We start from the raw sequence: 23,693 nt of genomic DNA, 5'->3' as shown, positions 1-23,693 counted from the left end.
CGCTGGGCTTTCCTTAATGCCGCATACCTCCGAGCAAAAAAAACGGGCCTGCATTCCCACGCAGCCCCGTTTTTTCACCACCTAATCAGCTCAAAACGCCGGCAAAACCGCGCCTTTGTACTTCTCAAGAATAAAAGCCTTCACTTCCGGCGTGTGCAGCGCCGCAACCAGCTTCTTCATCGCCTCACTGTCCTTGTCATCCTCACGAGCCACCAGGATGTTCACATACGGTGAGTCGCTACCTTCGATAACCAGCGCATCCTTGGAAGGATCAAGCTTGGCTTCCAGCGCATAGTTGGTATTGATCAACGCCAGATCCACCTGGGTCAGCACTCGCGGAATGGTCGCCGCTTCCAGCTCACGGAATTTGAGATCCTTCGGGTTCTCAACGATGTCCTTGGTGGTCGACAGGATGTTGTTCGAATCCTTCAACTTGATCACCCCAGCCTTCGCCAGCAGCAACAGCGCACGGCCGCCGTTGGTGGCGTCGTTCGGGATCACCACGTTGGCGCCGCCTGGCAGTTCGTCGAGCTTCTTGTACTTGCTGGAGTACGCGCCCAGGGGTTCCAGGTGCACACCGGCCACGCTCACCAGGTGGGTGCCCTTGGCCTTGTTGAACTCATCCAGGTACGGCTGGTGCTGGAAGAAGTTGGCGTCCAGGCGCTTTTCCGCGACCTGTACGTTCGGCTGGATGTAGTCGGTGAAGACCTTGACCTTCAGGTCGACGCCTTCTTTGGCCAGGGCCGGTTTGACGAATTCGAGGATTTCCGCGTGCGGCACCGGTGTGGCCGCGACGGTCAGGGTGTCGGCGGCGTGGGCGGAAAACGCTGCGGCGGCAGCGAAGGCAACCAGTAGTTTTTTCATTCAGCTAACTCCTTGTGAGGCGCCTGCTCTTGGCGCCTGCCAGCGAATGGCCGGCTCATGGTTTATTGGCCGCGAGGCCTTATTTTCTAGAAAAATGCACAACCAGTTTGTCGCCCACGGTTTGCAGCACCTGGACCAGCACCAGCAGCAACACCACCGTGACCACCATCACATCGGTCTGGAAACGCTGGTAGCCGAAGCGGATCGCCAGGTCGCCCAAACCACCGGCGCCGACCACACCGGCCATGGCCGTGTAGGACACCAGCGTAATCGCTGTCACCGTAATCGCGGCAAAAATGCCTGGACGGGCTTCCGGCAGCAAGGCATTGACGATGATCTGCCGCGTGGTGGCGCCCATGGCCTGGGTCGCTTCGATGATGCCGCGGTCGACTTCGCGCAGGGCCGTTTCCACCAGGCGGGCGAAGAACGGTGTCGCGCCGACCACCAGCGGTGGGATCGCGCCGGCCACGCCCAGGGAGGTGCCGGTGATCAATACCGTGAACGGGATCATCACGATCAACAGGATGATGAACGGCAGCGAACGCAGGATGTTCACGATCAGCGACAGCAGCGCGTACACACCGCGGGCCTCAAGCAACTGGCGCGGGCTGCAGAGGAACAGCAACACACCCAGGGGCAAGCCGAGCAGCACGGTGAACAGCAGCGAACCGAACAGCATCAGGAAGGTGTCGCCGGTGGCCAGCCAGATTTCCAGCCAGTCAATGTTGGAGAAGAACGAACTCAACAGTTCCATTAGCGCAGCACCTCCATGTGGACATCGGCCGCGGTGAAGCGGGCGAACGCCGCCTCCATGTTACCGCCGGTGATGGCGAGGGTCAGTTGCCCGTAGGGGGTGTCTTTGATGCGGTCGATGCGACCGGCCAGGATGCTGTAGTCCACACCGGTTTCCCGGGCGACGGTGCCGAGCAATGGCGCGTAGGTCGCGTCGCCCTGGAACGTCAGACGCACGATGCGTCCAGGCACGTGGGCGAAGTCGTCGCGCTGTTCGCTTTCGTCGATCTGCTCGTCTTCCTGGACAAAACGCTTGGTGGTCGGGTGCTTGGGGTGCAGGAACACCTCGGCCACCGGGCCTTGCTCGACGATCACACCAGCGTCCATCACCGCCACTTGATCGCAAACGCGGCGGATCACGTCCATTTCATGGGTGATCAGCACGATGGTCAGCTTCAGCTCGCGGTTGATTTCCGCCAGCAGTTGCAGGACCGAGGCGGTGGTCTGCGGGTCGAGGGCGCTGGTGGCCTCGTCGCACAGCAGGATCTTGGGTTTGGTCGCCAGGGCGCGGGCGATGCCGACGCGCTGCTTCTGGCCGCCGGACAGCTGCGCCGGGTACTTCTTGGCGTGGTCGGACAAGCCGACGCGGGCGAGCAGCTCGGCGACGCGCTGGTCGATTTCACTGCGGGACAATTCACCCGCCAGCGTCAGCGGCAGCGCCACGTTGTCGGCCACGGTCTTGGACGCCAGCAGGTTGAAGTGCTGGAAGATCATTCCGACCTGTTGACGGAAACGCCGCAGGCCGCTGGCGTCCAGGGCGGTGACTTCTTCGCCGTCGACGATGATCTTGCCGCCAGTGGAGTCTTCCAGGCGATTGATCAGGCGCAGCAGGGTACTTTTTCCCGCACCGGAATGGCCAATCAGGCCGAAGACCTGACCGTTCTCAATCGTCAGACTGGTCGGATGCAGGGCGGGGATATCCCTACCGGCGACTCGGTAGGTTTTATGGACGTCTTGAAACTCGATCACGTAGCGAACCTTGTGGGGCGCGTTGGAAAAGGATCAGCGGTTAGCCGGGCGCGCATTTTAGCCTGTCCGTATAGAGGTTCTTAGCATTTATTTGCGATCGGACCAGTCATTTGGCAATAACGCGATCAAAGGACATAAAAAAGGAACACGGCCAAACGGCGTCGGTCACTCATTAAGCCACTCGAAATGCCGAGGTCATGTGCCTGCGGCGTCGAACTCAAGAGTCCTGGCCACGGCGAGGAACGTAAAGAGGAGTCATGCCTGATGAGTACCAAGAAGCCCACGGTCAACAAGAGCCAACTGGCCGGGACCGACACCCTGGATCGCGGCAACACCAACGCCAAGCTCGAAAGCCTGGAACAGTTCCGTTCCGACGCCACCGAACAGGCGTTGCGCACCAATCAGGGGGTGAAGATCGCCGATAACCAGAACACCCTGCGCGCCGGCCCCCGTGGGCCTTCGCTGCTGGAAGACTTCATCATGCGTGAAAAAATCACGCATTTTGACCATGAACGCATCCCTGAACGCATCGTTCACGCCCGCGGGACCGGCGCCCATGGCTACTTCCAGAGCTATGAAGCGCATTCGGCGCTGACCAAGGCTGGTTTTCTACAGGACCCGAGCAAGAAAACCCCGGTGTTCGTGCGCTTTTCCACCGTGCAAGGTCCGCGGGGTTCCGGCGACACCGTGCGGGACGTGCGCGGCTTCGCGGTGAAGTTCTTCACCGACGAAGGCAACTTCGACCTGGTGGGCAACAACATGCCGGTGTTTTTCATTCAGGACGCGGTGAAGTTTCCGGACTTTGTCCACGCGGTAAAACCCGAGCCCCATAACGAAATTCCTACAGGCGGCTCGGCCCACGACACGTTCTGGGATTTTGTCTCGCTGGTGCCGGAATCGGCTCATATGGTGATCTGGGCGATGTCTGACCGGGCCATTCCAAAAAGCCTACGCACCATGCAGGGTTTTGGGGTGCACACCTTCCGCATGATCAACGCCGAAGGCAAAAGCAGCTTCGTCAAATTCCACTGGCGCCCTACAGCCGGGACGTGTTCATTGGTGTGGGACGAAGCCCAGAAGCTGGCGGGTAAAGACACCGACTACCACCGTCGCGATCTCTGGGAGTCGATCGAGATGGGCGACTACCCGGAATGGGAGTTCGGCGTGCAGATCGTCGCCGAGGAAGACGAGCATAAGTTCGACTTCGACCTGCTCGACCCGACCAAGATCATCCCTGAAGAGCTGGTGCCCATCACGCCCTTGGGCAAGATGGTGCTCAACCGTAACCCGGACAACTTCTTCGCCGAAGTCGAGCAGGTTGCGTTCTGCCCCGGGCATATCGTGCCGGGCATCGACTTTTCCAACGACCCATTGCTGCAAGGTCGGCTGTTTTCCTACACCGATACGCAGATCAGCCGACTCGGTGGGCCGAATTTCCATGAGCTGCCGATCAACCGGGCCATCACGCCTGTGCACAACGGTCAGCGCGATGCGATGCACCGCACCACTATCGACAAGGGACGCGCGTCCTACGAGCCGAACTCCATCGACGGCGGTTGGCCGAAGGAAACCCCGCCCGGCCCGGAAGACGGCGGCTTCGAAAGTTATCCAGAGCGTATCGACGCCCACAAGATCCGCCAACGCAGCGATTCGTTCGCCGACCATTTCTCCCAGGCGCGGTTGTTCTACAAGAGCATGAGCCCCCACGAAAAAGAGCACATCATCGCCGCCTACAGCTTTGAGTTGGGCAAGGTGGAGCGGGAGTTCATCCGGGCGCGGCAGGTCAATGAGATTCTCGCCAACATCGACCTGGAACTGGCCGGGCGGGTCGCCAAGAACCTGGGGTTACCGGCGCCTACCGCCGGCACCGTCGATGTGCCGAAACCCTCGCTGGAGGAGTCCCCGGCCTTGAGCCAGGCGAACCTGCTGTCCGGCGACATCAAGACGCGCAAAGTGGCGGTGTTGGTGGCCAACGGTGTCGATGGGGCGATCATCGATGCCCTCAAGCAGGCCCTGGAGGCCGAAGGCGCCCACGCCAAAGTGCTGGGGCCGACCTCGGCACCGGTCACGACGGCCGATGGGCAGGAACTGGCGGTGGATGCGTCCATGGAAGGGTTGCCGTCGATTGCCTTCGACGCGGTGTTCGTACCGGGTGGCGCGGAATCGATCAAGGCCTTGAGCGGCGATGGTGTGGCGTTGCATTACCTGCTGGAAGCCTACAAGCACCTGAAGGCCATCGCGCTGAATGGCGAAGCGCGGCAGTTACTGGTGTTGTTGAAACTGGAGGCGGATGCGGGGCTGATTCCTGACGCGGATGCTGGCAAGTTCCAGGCGTTCTTCGATGCGATTGCCCAGCATCGGGTGTGGGCGCGGGAACCTAAGGCGAAGGCGATTCCAGCTTGAGTGTCTGAAAGAGGCTGGTTGCCGGTAGGACGCTATCGCGAGCGAGCTCGCTCCCACAGGGTTAGGTGTCGATCACTAAACTGTGATCACCCTAGCTCCAATGTGGGAGCGAGCTTGCTCCGGGCGGCGTTCCGACGATGCTGTTAAGGCTTGCGCGGTGTCAGCACCATCTGCGCCGGCACATTGCGCAGGGTCTGCTTGCGTAGATTCAGTTCAAACCCCGGATCAAGCTTTTTAACCCGCTTGGTCAGCAAAGTCGCCAGCCAAGGATAATCATCGGTGCGCGGCGCCTGGATGCTGACGTCACACTGATAATTCACCACATCAGCGGCAATGGCGTCCAGTTGGCGCCGCATTTTCTGGATATCGCCGATATTAAGCGCAACGGTGGTGCTCTCGGCGCTCGGGTCGATCACTTTGGCGACCGGCTTGGCTTCGGCGGCCTTGAGGTCGGCCTCGGCTTTTTCCAGGTCGGCCTTGCGAGCTTCGGCAATGGCGCTGTTGACCTCGCCGGTGAGGGCCGGGGCCTTGGGCATCAATGCCCGGGCACGGCTCAGGGCGGTGGCTGCGGCGTTTACGTCGCCTTTTTGCAAATCGATCTGGCTGCGGCGCAAGTACGCCTCGGCCAGCTGCCGCTGGTAGGGTTCCAGCGACCGGTCTTCGGGCGACTGGGCTTGCAAGGCGGCCATCTGGTCTTCAGCGGTGGCCAATTCATTGCTGGCCAGGCTTTGCTCGAGCTGCGCGATGGCCGGGCCCCGCGTATCGGGAGCCTGGGTGACCGGCGGTGTACTCTGGCAAGCGCCCAGCAGCAGGGAAAATGCGACAAGGAGCAGATAACGGGAGGCGAACGGCTTCATTCCTGCGACTCTCTATTTGCGCAAAAAGCGAGCAAGTCTACACCCCTCGACGAGGCAGGACAAAACTCAGCAGAAACAACGCAGCGGCGCTGACCACGATCGATGGTCCGGCCGGGGTGTCCTTGAACCAGGAAAGTGCCAAGCCGCCACACACCGCGAGCATGCCCAGCACGCTCGCGCCGAGCGCCATCTGCTCGGGCGAGCGGGCGTGACGCTGTGCCGCAGCCGCCGGGATGATCAGCAAAGACGTAATCAGCAACACACCGACGATTTTCATCGCCACGGCGATGACCACCGCAATCAGTAGCATCAGCGCCAGTCGCAAACCCAGTACAGGCAAGCCTTCGACCCGGGCCAGCTCTTCATGCACGGTGACGGCCAGCAATGGCCGCCAGAGCGCCACCAGCAACAGCAGCACCGCCGCGCTACCGCCCAGGATCCACGACAGGTCTGTCGGACTGATCGCCAGCAGGTCGCCGAACAGATAGGCCATCAGGTCGATGCGCACGTCATGCATGAAGCTCAGCACCACCAGCCCGAGGGACAAGGTGCTCGGCGCGAGAATGCCCAACAACGTGTCGGACGCCAGCGGCTGGCGGTGTTGCAGGGTCACCAGGACCACCGCCAGCAGCAGGCAACCGACGGTCACGGCTACCGCCGGGCTGACATCCAGCAGGAACCCCAAGGCCACGCCGAGCAATGCGGCGTGGGACAAGGTGTCGCCGAAATAGGCCATGCGCCGCCAGACCACGAACGAACCCAGGGGGCCGGCGACCAAGGCGAGTGCCAGGCCTGCGAGCAGGGCGTACAACAGAAAATCAGCCATGCTTGCAGCCATCTCCATGAACATGATTGGAAGCGGAAGGGGCGCTGACCACCGAGCCATGCAGGTCATGGGCGTGGTCATGGTGGTGGTGATAAATCGCCAGGCTTTGTGCGTTTTTTCCGAACAGCTCGACAAAGGCCGGGTCGCCGCTGACCTGCTCGGGATGCCCGGAACAGCAGACGTGGCGGTTGAGGCAGACCACCTGGTCGGTGGTGCTCATCACCAGGTGCAAGTCGTGGGACACCATCAGCACGCCGCAGCCATGGCGGTCGCGCAGGCGCGTGATCAGGCTGTACAGCTCGGCCTGCCCCGCCACATCGACCCCTTGCACCGGCTCGTCGAGCACCAACAATTCAGGCTCGCGCAGCAGGGCGCGGGCCAGCAGCACGCGTTGCATCTCGCCCCCGGAGACACTTTGCACCGGGCTGTCGATCACCTGTTCGGCGCCGACTTCGTTGAGCGCGGCCAAGGCCCGTGCGCGGTCCACGCCCGGCACCAGGCGCAGGAAGCGCAGTACGGACAGCGGCAGCGTCGGATCGACGTGAAGTTTTTGCGGCATGTAGCCGACCCGCAACCTGGGCTTGCGCCAGACGCTGCCGCTGTCGGGCTTGAGCAAACCCAGCACGGCGCGCACCAGGGTGGTCTTGCCGGCGCCGTTGGGGCCGATCAGGGTGACGATCTGCCCCGGCTCGACGCTCAGGTGAATGTTGTCCAGCACGTTCTGCCCGGCGAACGTCACGGCCACCTGCTCGAGGCGGATCAACGGATGGCTCATCAGGCCCCCTGGCAGCCGGAGCAGAGACCGACCACCTCGACGGTCTGGGTGTCGACCACGAAGCCGACGTCCTTGGCGCTGGCGATGATGGCATCGCTGATGGACTTCTGTTCCAGCTCGATGGCGGCGTGGCATTCGCGGCAGATCAGGAACTGGCCCTGGTGGGCGTGCTCCGGATGGTTGCAGCCGACAAAGGCGTTCAGCGACGAAATGCGATGCACCAAGCCGTTTTCCAAGAGGAAATCCAGCGCCCGGTAGACCGTCGGCGGCGCGGCACGGCGGCCGTCCTGTTCGCTGAGTACGGCGAGGATGTCGTAGGCGCCCAGCGGCTTGTGGCTTTGCCAGACCAATTCCAGCACGCGCCGCCGCAGGGCGGTCAGGCGCAACCCTTGGCGCGCGCAGATGGCGTCGGCCTCGGACAGCGCGGTGTGCACGCAGTGGGAGTGATCGTGGGGACGACTGGCAAGGGGCGTAATAGGCATGGGCAGCGACGAGTTTAGTGAGAGACGTTATTATGTTACCCGTTCTCGCCTCTTCGAGTGGTCATCGTGTCCCGATTTTTTTCGCTCTTTGTCGCTTTTATCGCAGGTTTTCTACTGATCGGCCCGGCCCAGGCCGACGTCAAGGTCCTCACCAGCATCAAGCCGTTGCAGTTGATTGCCGCCGCCGTGCAGGACGGCGTGGCCGTCCCGGAAGTGTTGCTGCCGCCAGGGGCTTCGCCGCATCACTATGCGTTGCGGCCATCGGACGTGCGCAAGGTGCAGTCGGTGGACCTGCTGTACTGGATTGGACCGGACATGGAAGGTTTCCTGCCGCGCGTGTTGAACGGTCGTACGCTGCCGTCGGTCGCGGTGCAGGCGCTGCCGGGGCTCAAGTTGCGTCACTTCGCCCAGGACAGCGCGTCCCACGAGGACGACGACCATGACGGCGATGAGCACGATCACGACCACCGACCCGGCACCGTGGATGCCCACCTGTGGCTATCTCCGCACAATGCGCGGGTGATCGCCGCGAAAATGGCGGCTGACCTGAGCGCGGCGGATCCGGCGAATGCGGCCCGCTACCAGAGCAACCTCACGGGTTTCAACCAGCGTCTCGACGCCTTGGACGCGCGCCTCAAGACGCGTCTGGCCGGGGTCGCCGGCAAACCGTATTTCGTGTTCCACGAAGCGTTCGACTATTTCGAAGACAACTACGGCCTCAAGCACGCCGGGGTGTTCGCCGTGGCCGCCGAAGTCCAGCCTGGCGCCCAGCATGTGGCAGCGATGCGCACGCGCTTGCAAGCGGTGGGCAAGACCTGCGTCTTCAGCGAACCGCCGTTGCGCCCGCGCCTGGCCGAAACCCTGGTGGCCGGGTTGCCGGTGAAACTGGCGGAACTGGATGCACTGGGCGGCTATACCCCGGCGACGGCGCAAGGGTATGAGCAGTTGTTGGAGAAGTTGGGGAATGATCTGGCGGGGTGCCTGGAGTCGCTGTAACCCCGTCGATGCACAAACCTGTGGCGAGGGGATTTATCCCCGCTGGGGCGCGCAGCGGCCCCCAAGAAATATCTTCCACCGCGGTCCGCCAGATCCAAAGCATGGGGCTGCTTCGCAGCCCAGCGGGGATAAATCCCCTCGCCACAAGAACAGCCCGCTTCGCGCTTGCCTGCTGTTACAGGGCGAACGGCAACAACGCATGAACCGTCTGCCGCTGCGCCAGGCGCTGCTGGAACTCCATCGGATCGTGAATCAACACATCCTGCCCGGCGAACGACTCGGCGGCGATCAACCGCGACAGCCAGAATCGCACGCACGCCACGCGCAGCATGGTTGGCCATAGCTGGGCCTCGGCGGCGGTGAACGGCCGCAGCGCCGCATAGGCACCCAGTAAAGCCCGCGCCCGGGGACCATCGAGCACACCGCTGTCATCCGAGCACCAGTCATTCAAGGCGATGGCGACGTCATACAGCATCGGTCCGGAGCAGGCGTTGTAGAAGTCGATCAAGCCGGTCAGGTGCGTGCCTTCGAACATCGCATTGTCGCGGAACAGATCGGCATGGATGTTGGCGCGCGGCAGCGCCAGGATGCCAACCTTCTGCTGCGCGATTTCATCCAGCGCCGTTTCGAGCAGCCGACGCGGCTCGGCGTCGAGGTGCGAGAGCAGCTTGGCGCCCTCCTCCTGCATCCAGTCCAGGCCGCGATCGGTCTTGCGCTTGATCATATTGTCGCGGGTCGCCAAGTGCAGATGCGCCAGCAACTCCCCGACCTGGGCGCAGTGCTGGGCGTTGGCCTGCTTGATGTGCTTGCCCGCCAGGCGCGGTTGCAACAGCGCCGGCTTGCCCGCCAGTTCCCGCAGCGCGACGCCGTCGGTGGTGCGCAAGGCGTAAGGCACCGGCAGGTCGGCGTCATGCAGCACATCCAGCAGTTCGATGAAGAACGGCATTTCCTGCACCGGGCCGCGCTCGACCAGGGTCAGGACGAATTCGCCCTGCTCCAGGCTGATGAAGAAATTGGTGTTTTCGCTGCCGGCGGCGATCCCCTGGAAATCAAGCAGACGGCCAAGCCCGTAAGGGGCGAGAAAGGTTTCCAGCTCGGGCCGAGCCAGGGGCGTGAACACAGACATGGTTAAAACTGCCAGTACGGGCGCCCTTCAGCGGGCGCCGGTTGAAGTGCAGAGTGGGGCTACCACTCAAAGATTTTCCACGAAGGGATCAGCATATCCGGCTGGTCCGAGCGGATGAAGTTTGCATCAGTGCCATCGGCGCGTACCAGGAAATAAGGCTTGCCGTTCTTGGGCGTGACCTTGATCGCGTACAAAAATCCGTTTTGCCGATACTCCTGAATGGTTTTATCGCCTTCGGTGCGGATGGTGACATCCGGGTCCGCCGAGGGTGCGTCATCCGCTGCCATGACGGCCAACGGGGTGATTGCAAACAAGCCAGCCAGTAACAGGCGATTTAGTGTACGCATGATAACCTTGTCCCTTTGTCGTCAACGGTCCCGCTATTCTAGCCCCGGACCCGCCGAAAAGGTTGATCCTGCTCATGAGCCAAGCCCCCCTCGTCCTGGTGGACGGTTCTTCTTATCTGTACCGCGCCTTTCACGCGCTGCCACCGCTGACCACGTCCAAAGGCCTGCCGACCGGTGCGGTCAAAGGCGTGTTGAACATGCTCAAGAGCCTGCGCAAGCAGTATCCGGACAGTCCGTTCGCCGTGGTGTTCGACGCCAAGGGCGGGACATTTCGCGATGCGCTGTACGCCGAATACAAGGCCAACCGCCCGAGCATGCCCGACGACATGCGCGTGCAGATCGAGCCGCTGCATGCCAGCGTCAAGGCCCTGGGCTTCCCGCTGCTGTGCGTGGACAACGTCGAAGCCGATGACGTGATCGGCACCCTGGCCCGCAGCAGCGCGGCGGCCGACCGCCCGGTGGTGATCTCCACCGGCGACAAGGACATGGCGCAGTTGGTCGACGGGCACATTACCTTGGTCAATACCATGACCGGTAGCGCCCTGGACGTGGCTGGCGTGAAGGAGAAGTTTGGCGTCGCTCCAGAGCAGATCATCGATTACCTGGCGCTGATGGGCGATTCGTCCGACAACATCCCGGGCGTTCCGGGCATCGGACCGAAGACCGCTTCCGGCCTGCTGGTGGGCGTCAATGGCGGCCTGACCGAGCTGTACGCGCAACTGGACATCGTCGCCACCTTGCCGATCCGTGGTGCCAAGACCTTGGCCGCCAAGCTCGAAGAGCATAAGGAAATGGCGTTTCTTTCCTACGAGCTAGCGACCATCAAGACCGACGTGCCGTTGGACATCGGCCTTGACGACCTGCAAATGGGCGCACCCGATCACGAGAAGCTGGCCGAGCTGTACACGTTGCTGGAGTTCAAGAGCTGGTTCGAGGAAAACCAGCGGGACGCCAAGCGTGCCGGCCAGGAGATCGTCGAAGTGGCCGAAGAACAGCCCGGTGCCGCCGAGGCCAAGTATGAGGTCATTCTCGAGCAGGCGCGCTTCGAGGCGTGGCTGGCGAAACTGGAGAAGGCGCCGTTGTTCGCTTTTGTCACTGAAACCAACGGCGGTGATGCCCAGCATTCGCAACTGGTCGGCCTGTCGTTCGCCGTGGCCCCTTTCGAGGCGGCCTACATCCCGCTGACCCACTCCTACATGGGCGTGCCGGAGCAACTGGACCGCGACACGGTGCTCACGGCGCTCAAACCGCTGTTGGAAAACCCGAACAAGCTCAAGATCGGCCAGCACGCCAAGTTCGAAACCAACATCCTGGCCAACTGCGCCATCGGCGGCGACCAGAACAACGGCATCCTGGTCCAGGGCATCGCCTTCGACACCATGCTCGAATCCTACGTGCTGGACTCCACCGCGACCCGCCACGACATGGACAGCCTGGCGCTCAAGTACCTGGGCCAGAGCAAGACCGATTTCCAGGACATCGCTGGCAAAGGGGTCAAGCAACTGACCTTCGACCAGATCTCCCTGGAACTGGCCGGCCCTTACGCCGCCGAAGACGCCGACGTGACCTTCCGCCTGCACCAGGCCTTGCAGGAAAGGCTGGCCGCCACGCCAAGCCTGGGCCCGGTGCTTAATGACATCGAAATGCCGCTGATGCCGGTCCTGGCGCGCATCGAGCGCCAGGGGGCGTTGGTCGATGCCAACCTGCTGGGCGTGCAAAGTGTCGAGTTGGGCGAGAAACTGGTGGCACTGGAGCGTGAGGCGTTTGCCATCGCCGGCGAGGAATTCAACCTGGGTTCGCCGAAGCAATTGGGCGTGATCCTGTACGAAAAGCTCGGCTTGCCGGTGCTCAGCAAAACCGCCAAGGGCCAGGCGTCCACCGCCGAAGCGGTGCTCGCCGAGCTGGCGGAGCAGGATTACCCGCTGCCCAAGGTGCTGATGCAGTACCGCTCCCTGAGCAAGCTCAAGAGCACCTACACCGATCGCCTGCCGGAACAGATCAACAGCCGCACCGGCCGCGTCCACACCAATTACCAGCAGGCCGTCGCCGCGACCGGGCGCCTGTCATCCATCGACCCGAACCTGCAGAACATCCCGATTCGCACGGCCGAAGGCCGACGCATCCGCCAGGCGTTCGTCGCGCCGAAAGGCTACAAGCTGCTGGCGGCGGACTATTCGCAAATCGAACTGCGGATCATGGCGCACCTGGCCAAGGACGAAGGGTTGCTTCATGCGTTTCGTAATGACCTGGACGTGCACCGGGCCACGGCGGCCGAGGTGTTCGGCGTCGACTTGGGCGCGGTTACCCATGACCAGCGCCGCAGCGCCAAGGCGATCAACTTCGGTTTGATCTACGGCATGAGCGCGTTCGGCCTGGCCAAGCAGATCGGCGTCGATCGCAAGCAGTCCCAGGCCTACATCGACCGCTACTTCACCCGCTACCCAGGTGTGCTGGCGTACATGGAACGCACCCGCGCCCAGGCGGCCGAGCAAGGTTTTGTCGAAACCATTTTCGGTCGCCGGTTGTACCTGCCGGACATCAACGCGAAAAACCCGGCCCTGCGCAAAGGCGCCGAGCGCACCGCCATCAACGCGCCGATGCAGGGCACGGCGGCCGACATCATCAAGAAAGCCATGGTCGCCGTGGATCGCTGGCTGACGGCGTCCGGGCTGGATGCGAAGGTCATCCTGCAGGTCCACGACGAACTGGTGCTGGAAGTGCGTGAAGACCTGGTCGATCAGGTGCGCGAAGAAATCCGCCAGCACATGAGCACCGCGGCCACGCTGGACGTGCCGCTGTTGGTGGAAGTGGGCGTGGGCAATAACTGGGACGAGGCGCACTGATTCCCAAGCCCTGAGGTCGAGGACCCTTCTGGCGGCCGATGCCTCTGCGGGGGAATGAAAGATGGTCATCGCGAGCAAGCTCGCTCCCGCAATGGGTTTTGTGTCGAGCCGAATACCGAGCCCGACACCCATTCCCTGTGGGAGCGAGCTTGCTCGCGATAGCGTCGGCCCAACCACCCCATGCCACATTGGCTCACTGAAAATCCAGGGTCGATGTCTTTAGTTCGGAAAATTCCTAAGGCTATTTCCAAAAATAATCTGAACTAAACCCGTGAATCGCCACTCAGAGACTTTGAATGGCTGGTGAAGCCCTTCAATGCTCCTATGTTGTGTTAAGTGTTGGCAGATATCTGGACCCCGCCCTAGCGGTCCGGAACTTGAACCCCGAACTTCCCCCTCCCCATAAGAAGTCCGGGGTTTTTTTTGCTTGCGATTTGGCTTATTCGGCCTCTTCGCTGCCCTTGTCCGCCAATTCCATCCAGTCGGCCAGCACTGTGTAGGCTTCCTCCAGGCCCATGCGCTTGGGCGCCGAGAACAACTGGATGGTGATCGCGTCGCCCCAGCCCTTGCGAATTTCCGACTGAACTTTGAGCAAGGTATTTTTCGCCGCGCCGTAGGTGAGCTTGTCGGCCTTGGTCAGCAGGATGTGCATCGGCATGCCGCTGGCGACCGCCCAATCGAGCATCAACAGGTCGAAGTCGGTCATCGGATGGCGGATGTCCATCATCAGGATCAGGCCTTTCAAACTCTCGCGGCTGCCCAGGTACGCTTCCAGGTGGCGCTGCCAGTGTTGCTTGAGCGGGATCGGCACTTTCGCGTAGCCGTAGCCGGGCAGGTCGACCAAACGCCGTTCATCGTCTAGCTTGAAGAAGTTCAAGAGCTGCGTGCGACCCGGGGTTTTCGAGGTGCGCGCCAGGCTCGCATGGGTCAAGGTGTTCAGCGCGCTGGATTTGCCGGCATTGGAACGCCCGGCAAAAGCCACTTCGAAGCCTTCGTCGTCTGGGCATTGATCGACTTTGGCGGCGCTGAGCATGAAGGTGGACTGTTGGCACAGGCCAAGGATGGGGTTCTTCAGTTGCATGGGATTTCCGATGTGGGCGGCGTCGGGAATGGACGCGGCAAGCTGTGTCGTTTCCGTTTCAGTGACGCCAGTATATAATGCCGCAGATTTTGTGTGCGCTTTGTCCCAGCGTAGGATGAAGCTCACGGGAGCGACCGACCGAAATTGCGCATTAGAACGCAGCTCGTTCCCAACCCTGAAAAGGTCGTTTTATGACGAAATGGCTGCTAGCTGCCGGTGTCTTGATGCCGCTTTACAGCGCTCAGGCTACACAGGATCCGGAAGCTGTGTACAACCGTGTTTGTGGTGCCTGTCATTCCGGCCAACTCCCCATGGCGCCCCGCAAGGGTGATCAGGAAGCTTGGACGCCGAGGTTGGCGAAAGGTATGGAGACGCTGGTGCAACACGTGACCCAGGGTTTCAAGGCGATGCCGCCGCGTGGTTTGTGCATGGACTGCAGTGCCGAGGATTACCGAGCCATCATCCACTGGATGAGCGAGTAAACCCGGTCCATAACTCTTTAACCCTTAGCCGTAGTTGGATTAGCTGATGAACAAACTGATCGTGAGTCTGCTGTTGACCTTGGGGATATCCGGCGTAGCCCACGCCGCTGGCGATGCCGCTGCCGGTCAGGCGAAAGCGGCCGTATGCGGGGCCTGCCACGGCCCGGATGGCAATAGCATGGCGCCCAACTTTCCGAAACTGGCGGGCCAGGGCGAGCGTTACCTGAACAAGCAACTGCACGACATCAAGTCCGGCAAGCGCACGGTGTTGGAAATGACCGGCCTGCTGACCAACCTGAGCGATCAGGACCTGGCGGACATCGCGGCCTATTTCGCCAGCCAGAAGGGCAGCGTCGGCGCCGCCGATCCAAAACTCGTGGCTCGCGGTGAAGCGCTGTTCCGCGGCGGCAACCTCGACAAAGGCTTGCCAGCCTGCACCGGTTGCCATTCCCCGGATGGCAAAGGCAACGCCGCTGCCGGTTTCCCACATCTGGGCGGCCAGCATGCCCAGTACGTTGGCAAGCAACTGACCGACTTCCGCAAAGAAGAAGGCGGCCGGACCAACGATGGCGACACCAAGCCCATGCAGAGCATTGCCAAAAAGCTGAGTGACGAAGATATCGCGGCCCTCTCCAGCTACATCCAGGGCTTGCACTAAGGGCGTTGGAGGGGATACACCTCTTGCAACGTTAACGCTCGATTAATCTGTCGATGCGAGCATCAAAAGGGTGGCTTTGGCCGCCCTTTTTTGTGGCCGCTACCGTTACACTAGAGAAACTGAACCCGCTACGGTCTGTCTTAAGAAGCAGGTCTTGCGAGGCCCCCTCATTGTCCAGGAGTAAAGCATGCGTAATCTGATCATCAGCGCCGCGCTCGTCGCCGCCAGCCTGTTCGGCATGACTGCCCAAGCGGCTGAAAAGCCCGCCGCCCCCTATGTCGAATTGACCAACCCCGTTGCGGTGGCAGAGCCTGGCAAGATCGAAGTCGTGGAGTTGTTCTGGTACGGCTGCCCGCATTGCTACGCGTTCGAACCGGTCATCAACCCATGGGTCGATAAGCTGCCGTCGGACGTTAACTTCGTCCGCATCCCCGCCATGTTCGGTGGCCCATGGGACGCTCACGGCCAGATGTTCCTGACCCTCGAAGCCATGGGCGTCGAGCACCAGGTTCACGCAGCGGTTTTCAACGCGATCCAGAAAGAACACAAGAAGCTGACCGACAAACAAGACATGGCGGACTTCCTGGCTACCCAAGGCGTGGACAAGGATAAATTCCTGGCCACCTTCGACTCCTTCGCCATCAAGGGCCAGATCAACAAGGCCAAGGAATTGGCGAAGAAGTACGAGATCACGGGCGTGCCGACCATGATCGTCAACGGCAAATATCGCTTTGACATCGGCTCCGCCGGCGGCGCCAATGAAGCGCTGCAACTGGCCGACCAACTGATCGCCAAAGAGCGAGCGGCCACCAAGGCTGCCGCCAACTAAGCGCGGCCCACGCCCATGGCCCGCTGGAGTAGCGAACGCATCGTTGGCCTGCATGAACCACGGGTCAACGAGCACCATGTCACGTCCACGGGCCTGCCTGGCGACAGCCGCTTGCGGCTGCTCAGCTTCAATATCCAGGTGGGCATCAGCACCGAACGCTACCGGCATTACCTGACCCGCGGCTGGCAACACTTGCTGCCGCACACCGGGCGTGCCGGCAACTTGCAGAAAATCGGCGACCTGCTCAAGGACTTCGACCTGGTAGCCCTGCAAGAGGCCGACGGCGGGAGCCTGCGGTCAGGCTATGTCAATCAGGTGGAACACCTGGCCCAATTGGGTGCCTTCCCCTACTGGTACCAACAACTCAATCGCAACCTCGGACGTCTCGGCCAGCACAGCAATGGCGTGTTGAGTCGTTTGCGTCCCTGGGCGATCGAGGACCATCCGCTGCCGGGCCCCAAGGGACGCGGGGCGATTCTCGCGCGTTTCGGCGAAGGTCCGGAAGCGCTGATTGTGGTCATGATGCACCTGGCGCTCGGGGCGCGTACCCGGACGATGCAGCTGGCGTACATTCGCGAGCTGATCGGCGGCTACAAGCACCAGATACTGATGGGTGACATGAACACCCACGCCAACGACCTGCTGCAGACCTCGCCCCTGCGCGATCTCGGTCTGCTCGCACCACAACTGGAGGCGACATTCCCCAGCTGGCGTCCCCAGCGTTGCCTGGACCATATCCTGTTGAGCCCGACCCTGACCCTCGAACGCGTCGAGGTGTTGGCCCAACCTATTTCCGATCACCTGCCGGTCGCGGTAGAAATTCGTTTGCCGGGTTCGCTCACGGTCGATGCATTCCCCGCGCTGAGTACTGCCCCTCGCGGATCCGATGAATGAGCGACGAAGCCGAACGCTGGAGAGAGAAATACTTCAAGAGCATCGAGCAGCAGGAAAAGCTCGAACGCCGTTGGGATGCTCGGCTCGACTTGCTGCGTCGTGGCCTGGTGCGCAGCACACTGGCCGCCGAGGGCACTGATCGGGTCGTCGACCAATGCATGAAAGAGATGCGCGAGGTGGTGCGCACCGATGACATGGACGCCGGCCTCGCCGCCCTGCTGCCGCGCCTGGAAAAAGCCGTACTCGATTCCGAGCAGCGCCGCGAAACCCGCATCGAGCAGATGAGCACTGCATTGACGGCCCTGGTGGCCCAATTGCAAAGCCTGCCGCTGCCGAAGGAAGTCAGCCGGCCCCTGAAGAAATTTTCCAAGCAGTTGGAAGAGCGGGTCGGCCAGGCCCGGGAGATTCCGCTGCTGCTCAGCGAATTGAGCGGTTTGCAAGGCAAGGCCCTGAGGGTTCTGGACGCCCCTGTCGAACCGAGCCGCCCTGGATTGCTGCAACGGCTGTTTGGTGGCCAAGGCCATGAGGACGCGCCGCCCCAGCCTCACGAGCCTGCCCAGGTCAGCGTGGCGCCCGCGGCAGACACGTCCCTGCCGCTAGTCGTTGAGCCGGCAGTTCACACAGCATCCGTCGCACCAGCACCAGCACCAGCACCAGCACCAGCACCAGCACCGTCGGTAGCGGAGCAAGCACCCACGCTGGAGGTAACGCCCGAACCGGTCGGCCAGGTTACGCCGCAGGCCGAACCCGCGCCGGCGCCCGCCCTGGCACCAGCAGCCGAAGAGGCTCAGCCGATCGACGAGCCGGACGAAGCCGCCGAGCCAGTCCCCTTGCCCGCGCTGGTCGTCGCCGACGAGCTCCCGGTAGCGGCACCCACCCTGGAAAATCCCGACGAGCTGATGCCCGAGGAGGCGCCACAGGCCCTCTCCGCCCCCTCGGCACCTCCAGCAGAAGCCGAGCCTGACGCGCCCGCGCCCTTGACCGCCGCCGATGTGGCTGACGCCCAATACGCCCTGCCCGACTCGCCTGAACCGTCCTACAGCTCGGTCGCCAAGCACATCGAAGACACTTTGCTGGGCCTGTTGGGCGACCTGACCTTGCCAGAGCGTCATCGGCCACAAGCCGAAGCCATGCGTGAGCGGTTGCGAAATGGCTTGAACTGGTATGAACTGCTACCGATCCTCGATGATCTGGCGGTATTGATGCTGGCCATCACCGACACCGGCCAGCATGAGTTCGAAGCGTACCTGCAACGCCTCAACGATCGTCTCGAGTCCTTCCAGAGCAGCCTGCAGGCCGCCAGTGAAGACCATGCCGACAACCTTTCGGCCTCCCGGGAAATGGACACCCAGATTCGCGAACAGGTGGACGGCCTGCAAAGCAGCGTGCAACAAGCCGATGACTTGGAAGGCCTCAAGCAGGTGCTTGAGAATCACCTCGAAGGCTTGCTCGGGACAATGGACCAGCACCGCCGGCAACGTGATCAACGCGAGCAGGAAGTCTCGACGCGCCTGAAAAGCCTGGCCGATCGCGTCGCGCTGATGGAGCAGGACGCCCAGGTCGTGCGGGAAAATCTCGAGGAACAGCGGCAGAAAGCGCTGGTCGATCCGCTCACCGGGTTGCCCAACCGCGCCGCCTGGTCCGAGCGTCTGGAGCATGAAGTCGTCCAGTGGCAGCAGCACGGCAACAGCTTGCTGCTGGCCATGCTCGATCTCGATCATTTCAAGCGCATCAATGACAACTACGGCCATCTGGCCGGGGACCGGGTGTTGAAACTGATCGCCTCGGTCCTGCGCAAACGCCTGCGTGGCGGCGATTTCATTGCGCGTTTTGGTGGCGAGGAGTTTGTCCTGCTGGTGCCGGATACCCCCCTGGCGGCTGGCGCCAAGCTGGCCGAGGCGCTGCGCCTGGCCATCGAAGCCTGCCCGTTTCATTTCAAGGGCGAACCGGTGACGGTGACGGTCTCGGTGGGCATGACGGCCTTCAAGCCGGGCGAACACAGCGATTCGGTGCTTAAAAGAGCCGATCAGGCGCTGTACCGGGCCAAAAATGCCGGACGCAACCGCGTGGAGCTGGGCTGAGGGCTAATTGTTCCAATTTGTTTAATATCGTCCCACGTACCGGATCATCGCGGGGCGATACGTTACACTGTTGCATTACTTCCAGCGCGTAATGCCTTCCGCCATGAAATTTTTCTCGCTTATTGTTTCTATATTTATCCTGGCCGGCTGCACCAGCGGCCCTCGGTTCGACACCCGTCACCCCTCCGTCAACCATGACAACCGCATTCAATTCGTGGTGGTGCATTACACCTCGGCGTCCCTGGAGCGTTCGCTGGCCCTGCTGACCCATGGCGAAGTCAGTGCCCATTACCTGATTGGCGACGATAAAGACGCGACGATCTACAAGCTGGTGGATGAAAGCCGGCGCGCCTGGCACGCCGGGGAAAGTGAATGGGAAGGCCGGACCTGGCTCAATTCCAGTTCCATCGGCATCGAAATCGTCAATCCGGGTTTCGTCGACACGCCCACCGGGCGCCTCTGGTATCCCTACAGCGAAGCTCAGGTCCAGGCCTTGACCGTCTTGCTCAAGGACATCATCCAGCGCAACGGGATCAGCCCGCGCAGCATCATCGGCCACAGCGACATCGCGCCTCTGCGCAAGCTCGATCCGGGGCCGCTGTTCCCCTGGAAGCGTCTGGCGCAAGCGGGCCTGGGGGTTTGGCCGGATGAACAGGCCGTCGCACGCCAGCAGGTTTTCTTCGCCACGCAGCTACCCCCTGCCAGTTGGTTCCAGGCCGAGCTGGCCCGTCTGGGCTACCCGACGCCCCAGACCGGCGAATGGGACGTAGCCACCCACCACGTGATGGCCGCTTTTCAGATGCACTATCGGCCGACTCGCTTCGATGGCATGCCGGACCCGCAAAGCGCGGCGATTCTGCAGGTACTCAACCAGACAAAATAATGACGCCCGTCCGACGAATCGGGCCAAATTCAAATCAGAAGCTATAACTCATTGGTAACTTTCGGATTACCCATGATGACGGCTGCGCGCGAAACCTTACAGAGCTGGCTTCATCGCCCCTTGTTCCTGGCGATGATGGCGGCTGCCCTGAGTACGCTCCTACTGCTGACGGGCAGTCTGTTCGTGGTCGTGGAGCAGATCCAGCAGCGGGAAAGCGACCAGATGAATGCCCAGGGCGAGCGCTTTCTGCAACGGCTGGAACAGCTTTTCGGGCAATTGCGTGAAAGCCTCGATGACCTGCAAAACCAGCCGTTGCGCGGCTGCGACGATGACATGATCGCGACCTTGCGAGAAGTCAGCTTCAATTACCGTTTCGTTTATGAGGCGGTGTACATCGATGGCAGCGGCGTCTGCTCCAATCGTCCGCGCCAAAGCGGGTTGTCGGTGGCCCGTCCGCCCGATCTTCGAGGTCCGACCTACAGCTATTGGCTCAATACCACCACCGAACCCAACGAAGACCGCGCTGCGTTGATGCTGGGCCGTGGCAATTTCCGAGTCGCCACCTCCCGGGGGCATTTGGCCGACGTGGTCGACCTGCCACCGGGCAGCAGCCTGCTGGTGGTCCTGGATCACGGCACGCGGGCGATTCCCGTGTTGGGTACCCAACAATACTGGCCGCCCACAAAGCCTTGGCCACCGAAAAGCCAGAATGCCTTGCAGGTGACGCAGACCCAGCTGATTTATCGGATGCCCACCGACAGCCCGGAATATCAATTGGTGCTGATCGCCCAGCGCAACGGTTTCAAGGTGCCGGCCTATGCCTGGTGGATGTTGCCCATCAGCCTGGTGCTGGGCCTGGGGATTGGTTTCCAGGTGTTTCTGCTGGCGCGCCATCGCCAGTCCATGGACGCCGAACTGCACGGGGCCATCCGGCGCGGTGAATTGCAGGTGCTGTACCAGCCGATTTTCGACCTGGACAGCCGCAACTGCGTCGGTGCCGAAGCCTTGCTGCGCTGGCGACGACCGGACGGTACCCTGACCAGCCCGGACTTGTTTATCCCGATGGCCGAAAACACCGGGCAGATCCGCCAGATCACCGATTTCGTGCTGCAGCGGCTGTTCGATCAATTGGGCCAGTTGCTGCGGGCCAATCCGCAGCTGTATATCTCGGTGAACCTGGCGGCCTGCGATGTGATGGTGCCGCGTATTGGCGAAGTGATAGCTCGCCTGCTGGCGTTGCATCGGGTCTCGGCGCACCAGATTGCCTTCGAAGTGACCGAGCGCGGGCTGATCGATGTGTTGGTTGCCCGGGATAACCTGCAATCACTGCGCGACGTTGGGCATCAGGTGCTGATCGACGATTTTGGCACCGGTTATTGCAGCCTGGCCTACCTGCAAACCCTGCCGGTGGACTGCCTGAAGATCGACAAGGCCTTCATCGACGCCTTGGGTCACGATGCCGCCAGCAGCGGCGTGGCCCCGCACATCATCCGCATGGCTCACGCGCTGCGGCTCAAGGTGATCGCCGAAGGCATCGAGCATGAAGCCCAGGCCTCTTATTTGAGCAGCGAAGGGGTGAGGTTCGGCCAGGGCTGGCTGTTCGCCCATGCCCTCAGCGCGGTCCAGCTCATCGAATTGATTACCCGTGGCCGACGCCTGCGTGGGCGTCGCCTTGATGATGAAGCCTAGGTTCCCCAGGCCTTGCGCTCAGACCGTCAGCGCCATGTAGAACTGCGTGCCCTGCCCCGGCCTTGAATAAACGCCCATGCGTCCACCGTGGAGCTGGACGATCTCCTTGCACAGGGCCAGACCGAGGCCGGCGCCACCCTTCTTGCGTCCGACCTGGACGAAAGGCTCGAAGATCCTTCCCTGTTGGCCGTAGGCAATGCCTTCACCGTTGTCTTCGACACTGATGATCACCCGCTCGCCGTGGCGTCGGGCCTGCAGGCGTATCTGGCCGTCTTCGCCGGTGTGGCGCATGGCGTTGTCGATCAGGTTATCGAGCACCCGGTCCAGTTGCGCAGCGTCGGCATGCAGCCGCGGCAATGGGCCCTGGATCGCCACCAGCAGCTCGATACCCTTGGCTTGGGCCTGCTCGGCGAACCGCAGCCGGGCCTCTTCCAACAGGTCGTCGATGGAACAAGGCGCCAGGGTCAGCTTTTGCAGGCCGTTCTGGTAGCGAGAGAAATTCAGCAGGTCGTTGATCAGTTGCATCAGCCGCTGCATTTCTTCCGTGACGGTGTTGAGCAGGTCGGCCTCGCGGGACTCCGGCGGGAAGTGCAGGCGCTCCTGCAGCAGGCCGAAGGCCATGTGCATGCCCGTCACTGGCGTGCGCAGCTCATGGGAGGCACGCAGGACGAACTCGCTGCGCACCCGTTCGAAGGCGCGCTGTTCGGTGACGTCATGCAGCACCATGACCGCGCCGAGGATGTGGCCCTGGGTGTGGCTGACCGGCGTGAGGCTGTAGGTCAGCACCCGCGACTCGCCATCGACCTCGATGGTCAGGTCTTCCGGCGCTCGCTCCAGGGTTCCGCCGCGCAGCACCAGGTGCAATTCTTCATCCAGCTCCAGGCGTCCCAGCGCCTCGCCGAGCCCTTGGCCCAGGCGCGCCTCATCCCAGCCCAATTGACGCTGGGCCACCGGGTTGAGGTGCTCCAGCTGGCCTTGGCGATCGATCATCAGCAAGCCGTCGTCGATACTGTCGAGCACCGCTTGCAAACGCTGCTGGCCGGCGAGCAGTTCATCGACATTGGTGGCCTGATGTTCGCGCAGTGCCTGGGCCATGACCCCGAAACGACGGGTCAGCAAATTCAACTCGGCGGCGGAAGAAACGGGCAGCGTGACCTCGAAATTGCCCTGGCCGATGTCATCCGCCGCTGCGGCCAGCGCCTCGATCGGTGCGCCGAAACGCCGGGCAAGGCCATGGGCCGTGATAAAACCGATGACCAGGACCGCAAACCCCACCAGCCCCAGCAGCCCGGAAATCCACAAGGCGCGTTCGCGCGCGCGGTCCTGGGTTTCACCGATCTTGGTCAGGGCCTGGCGATAACCTTCGATCAGTCCATTGCGCAGCACGTTGAATTTTTCGGTGAGGTCCTTGATGCCCGTGAGCTGTCTCGGTTGCTGGCGAGACGCGGTGAAGGCCTCGAGAAACTCAACGTAGTCGGCCTTGGCCCTGCTGAAGCTGGTGGCCGTGTTGTCCAGCTTTCTTTCGTGGGCGATCCCTTGGTCGATCAACGCCAGGTATTGCCGCTCGGACGCCTCCAGAGCGGCCAGGTCGGGGTTGTCGTCGAGCATGATGATCAACTGATCGCCGAGGGTCTGGCGCAGCTTGAGACCCAGGTCCAACAGGATGAAGTTGTCGCGTACCGATTGTTCCTGGGTATTGGCCATTTGCATGACGCTGACCAAGCCAAGCACCAATCCCAGCAATGCCACGGTGATCAGGGCCGAAATACTGAGAAACAGCCGTGTACGCAGCTTCATCGCAAGTTTCATAAGGTGT

21 protein-coding genes are annotated in these 23,693 nt (G+C 62.0%); 10 read left to right on the top strand and 11 right to left on the bottom strand.

From position 1 onward, the window contains the following. Positions 1-90: 90 nt before the first annotated feature. The 3 genes from BLQ55_RS21990 to BLQ55_RS21980 all read right to left on the bottom strand — a co-directional run bounded on the left by BLQ55_RS21990 (position 91) and on the right by BLQ55_RS21980 (position 2,625). Positions 91-864 (bottom strand): MetQ/NlpA family ABC transporter substrate-binding protein, encoded by a 774-nt coding sequence (locus BLQ55_RS21990; RefSeq protein ID WP_092257011.1) that lies wholly within the window; start codon positions 862-864, stop codon positions 91-93. A gap of 79 nt (positions 865-943) precedes the next feature. Further along, on the bottom strand, positions 944-1,618 hold the full coding sequence (locus BLQ55_RS21985) for a methionine ABC transporter permease (RefSeq protein ID WP_003196204.1): 675 nt from the start codon (positions 1,616-1,618) through the stop codon (positions 944-946). Continuing rightward, the gene (locus tag BLQ55_RS21980) at positions 1,618-2,625 is read right to left on the bottom strand and encodes a methionine ABC transporter ATP-binding protein (RefSeq protein WP_092257008.1); all 1,008 of its coding nucleotides are present in this window, start codon (positions 2,623-2,625) and stop codon (positions 1,618-1,620) included. Before BLQ55_RS21980 ends, BLQ55_RS21985 begins: the two co-directional genes overlap by 1 nt. Positions 2,626-2,811: 186 nt before the next feature. On the opposite strand from BLQ55_RS21980, the gene katE reads away from it, so the two are divergent. Next, on the top strand, positions 2,812-5,028 hold the full coding sequence (katE, locus tag BLQ55_RS21975; RefSeq protein ID WP_256326636.1) for a catalase HPII: 2,217 nt from the start codon (positions 2,812-2,814) through the stop codon (positions 5,026-5,028). A gap of 143 nt (positions 5,029-5,171) precedes the next feature. On the opposite strand, the gene BLQ55_RS21970 is transcribed toward katE, so the two are convergent. From BLQ55_RS21970 to zur, 4 genes are read right to left on the bottom strand one after another with little or no spacing between them, the layout of a single operon-like run. After that, the gene (locus BLQ55_RS21970) at positions 5,172-5,885 is read right to left on the bottom strand and encodes a PA5502 family lipoprotein (protein ID WP_092257001.1); all 714 of its coding nucleotides are present in this window, start codon (positions 5,883-5,885) and stop codon (positions 5,172-5,174) included. Positions 5,886-5,922: 37 nt separating this feature from the next. Then, the gene (gene znuB / locus BLQ55_RS21965; RefSeq protein WP_092200121.1) at positions 5,923-6,711 is read right to left on the bottom strand and encodes a zinc ABC transporter permease subunit ZnuB; all 789 of its coding nucleotides are present in this window, start codon (positions 6,709-6,711) and stop codon (positions 5,923-5,925) included. Then, positions 6,704-7,486: a zinc ABC transporter ATP-binding protein ZnuC gene (gene znuC, locus BLQ55_RS21960; protein WP_092256998.1), complete on the bottom strand. Its 783-nt coding sequence runs from the start codon at positions 7,484-7,486 to the stop codon at positions 6,704-6,706. The genes znuB and znuC overlap by 8 nt, the downstream gene beginning before the upstream one ends. Continuing rightward, positions 7,486-7,968 (bottom strand): zinc uptake transcriptional repressor Zur, encoded by a 483-nt coding sequence (gene zur / locus BLQ55_RS21955; RefSeq protein WP_092200115.1) that lies wholly within the window; start codon positions 7,966-7,968, stop codon positions 7,486-7,488. Before zur ends, znuC begins: the two co-directional genes overlap by 1 nt. 66 nt (positions 7,969-8,034) lie before the next feature. Between zur and znuA the strand changes: the two genes are divergently transcribed. After that, positions 8,035-8,964 (top strand): zinc ABC transporter substrate-binding protein ZnuA, encoded by a 930-nt coding sequence (gene znuA, locus BLQ55_RS21950; protein ID WP_092257135.1) that lies wholly within the window; start codon positions 8,035-8,037, stop codon positions 8,962-8,964. Positions 8,965-9,139: 175 nt separating this feature from the next. On the opposite strand, the gene BLQ55_RS21945 is transcribed toward znuA, so the two are convergent. Continuing rightward, complete coding sequence (locus tag BLQ55_RS21945) at positions 9,140-10,090, bottom strand: homoserine kinase (RefSeq protein WP_092200109.1); 951 nt, start codon at positions 10,088-10,090, stop codon at positions 9,140-9,142. A 59-nt stretch (positions 10,091-10,149) separates the two neighbouring features. Beyond that, the gene (locus BLQ55_RS21940) at positions 10,150-10,437 is read right to left on the bottom strand and encodes a DUF2782 domain-containing protein (RefSeq protein ID WP_018602771.1); all 288 of its coding nucleotides are present in this window, start codon (positions 10,435-10,437) and stop codon (positions 10,150-10,152) included. A gap of 74 nt (positions 10,438-10,511) precedes the next feature. Between BLQ55_RS21940 and polA the strand changes: the two genes are divergently transcribed. Then, a complete protein-coding gene (gene polA / locus BLQ55_RS21935) occupies positions 10,512-13,280 on the top strand; it encodes a DNA polymerase I (protein WP_092256995.1) in 2,769 nt (922 codons plus the stop codon). 439 nt (positions 13,281-13,719) lie between these two features. Here the strand turns inward: polA and yihA are convergent, their stop codons facing one another. Then, entirely contained in the window at positions 13,720-14,361 is a 642-nt protein-coding gene (yihA, locus tag BLQ55_RS21930; RefSeq protein WP_003196227.1) for a ribosome biogenesis GTP-binding protein YihA/YsxC, read from the bottom strand. Between the two features lie 191 nt (positions 14,362-14,552). Between yihA and BLQ55_RS21925 the strand changes: the two genes are divergently transcribed. The 7 genes from BLQ55_RS21925 to BLQ55_RS21895 all read left to right on the top strand — a co-directional run bounded on the left by BLQ55_RS21925 (position 14,553) and on the right by BLQ55_RS21895 (position 21,877). Further along, complete coding sequence (locus tag BLQ55_RS21925) at positions 14,553-14,843, top strand: c-type cytochrome (protein WP_038980343.1); 291 nt, start codon at positions 14,553-14,555, stop codon at positions 14,841-14,843. Between the two features lie 46 nt (positions 14,844-14,889). Beyond that, a complete protein-coding gene (locus tag BLQ55_RS21920; protein ID WP_092200103.1) occupies positions 14,890-15,501 on the top strand; it encodes a c-type cytochrome in 612 nt (203 codons plus the stop codon). A gap of 187 nt (positions 15,502-15,688) precedes the next feature. Then, the gene (locus BLQ55_RS21915; protein WP_092256963.1) at positions 15,689-16,330 is read left to right on the top strand and encodes a thiol:disulfide interchange protein DsbA/DsbL; all 642 of its coding nucleotides are present in this window, start codon (positions 15,689-15,691) and stop codon (positions 16,328-16,330) included. Between the two features lie 15 nt (positions 16,331-16,345). After that, a complete protein-coding gene (locus BLQ55_RS21910; RefSeq protein ID WP_092200097.1) occupies positions 16,346-17,224 on the top strand; it encodes an endonuclease/exonuclease/phosphatase family protein in 879 nt (292 codons plus the stop codon). Beyond that, positions 17,221-19,305, top strand: a complete 2,085-nt coding sequence (locus BLQ55_RS21905; RefSeq protein WP_092256960.1) for a GGDEF domain-containing protein — start codon at positions 17,221-17,223, stop codon at positions 19,303-19,305. Before BLQ55_RS21910 ends, BLQ55_RS21905 begins: the two co-directional genes overlap by 4 nt. 103 nt (positions 19,306-19,408) lie before the next feature. Next, positions 19,409-20,188 (top strand): N-acetylmuramoyl-L-alanine amidase, encoded by a 780-nt coding sequence (locus tag BLQ55_RS21900; protein ID WP_092256958.1) that lies wholly within the window; start codon positions 19,409-19,411, stop codon positions 20,186-20,188. Between the two features lie 75 nt (positions 20,189-20,263). Continuing rightward, positions 20,264-21,877: an EAL domain-containing protein gene (locus tag BLQ55_RS21895; protein ID WP_092200539.1), complete on the top strand. Its 1,614-nt coding sequence runs from the start codon at positions 20,264-20,266 to the stop codon at positions 21,875-21,877. A gap of 18 nt (positions 21,878-21,895) precedes the next feature. Here BLQ55_RS21895 and BLQ55_RS21890 read toward each other — a convergent pair whose 3' ends face one another. Continuing rightward, entirely contained in the window at positions 21,896-23,686 is a 1,791-nt protein-coding gene (locus BLQ55_RS21890; RefSeq protein WP_092200088.1) for an ATP-binding protein, read from the bottom strand. Positions 23,687-23,693: the final 7 nt, after the last annotated feature.

It is taken from the genome of Pseudomonas sp. NFACC13-1 (genome assembly GCF_900104425.1).
Taxonomy (GTDB): Bacteria; Pseudomonadota; Gammaproteobacteria; order Pseudomonadales; family Pseudomonadaceae; genus Aquipseudomonas; species Aquipseudomonas fluorescens_AA.
Note: the sequence above shows the minus strand (reverse complement) of the source record. Positions and strands in the feature narration are given on the sequence as shown.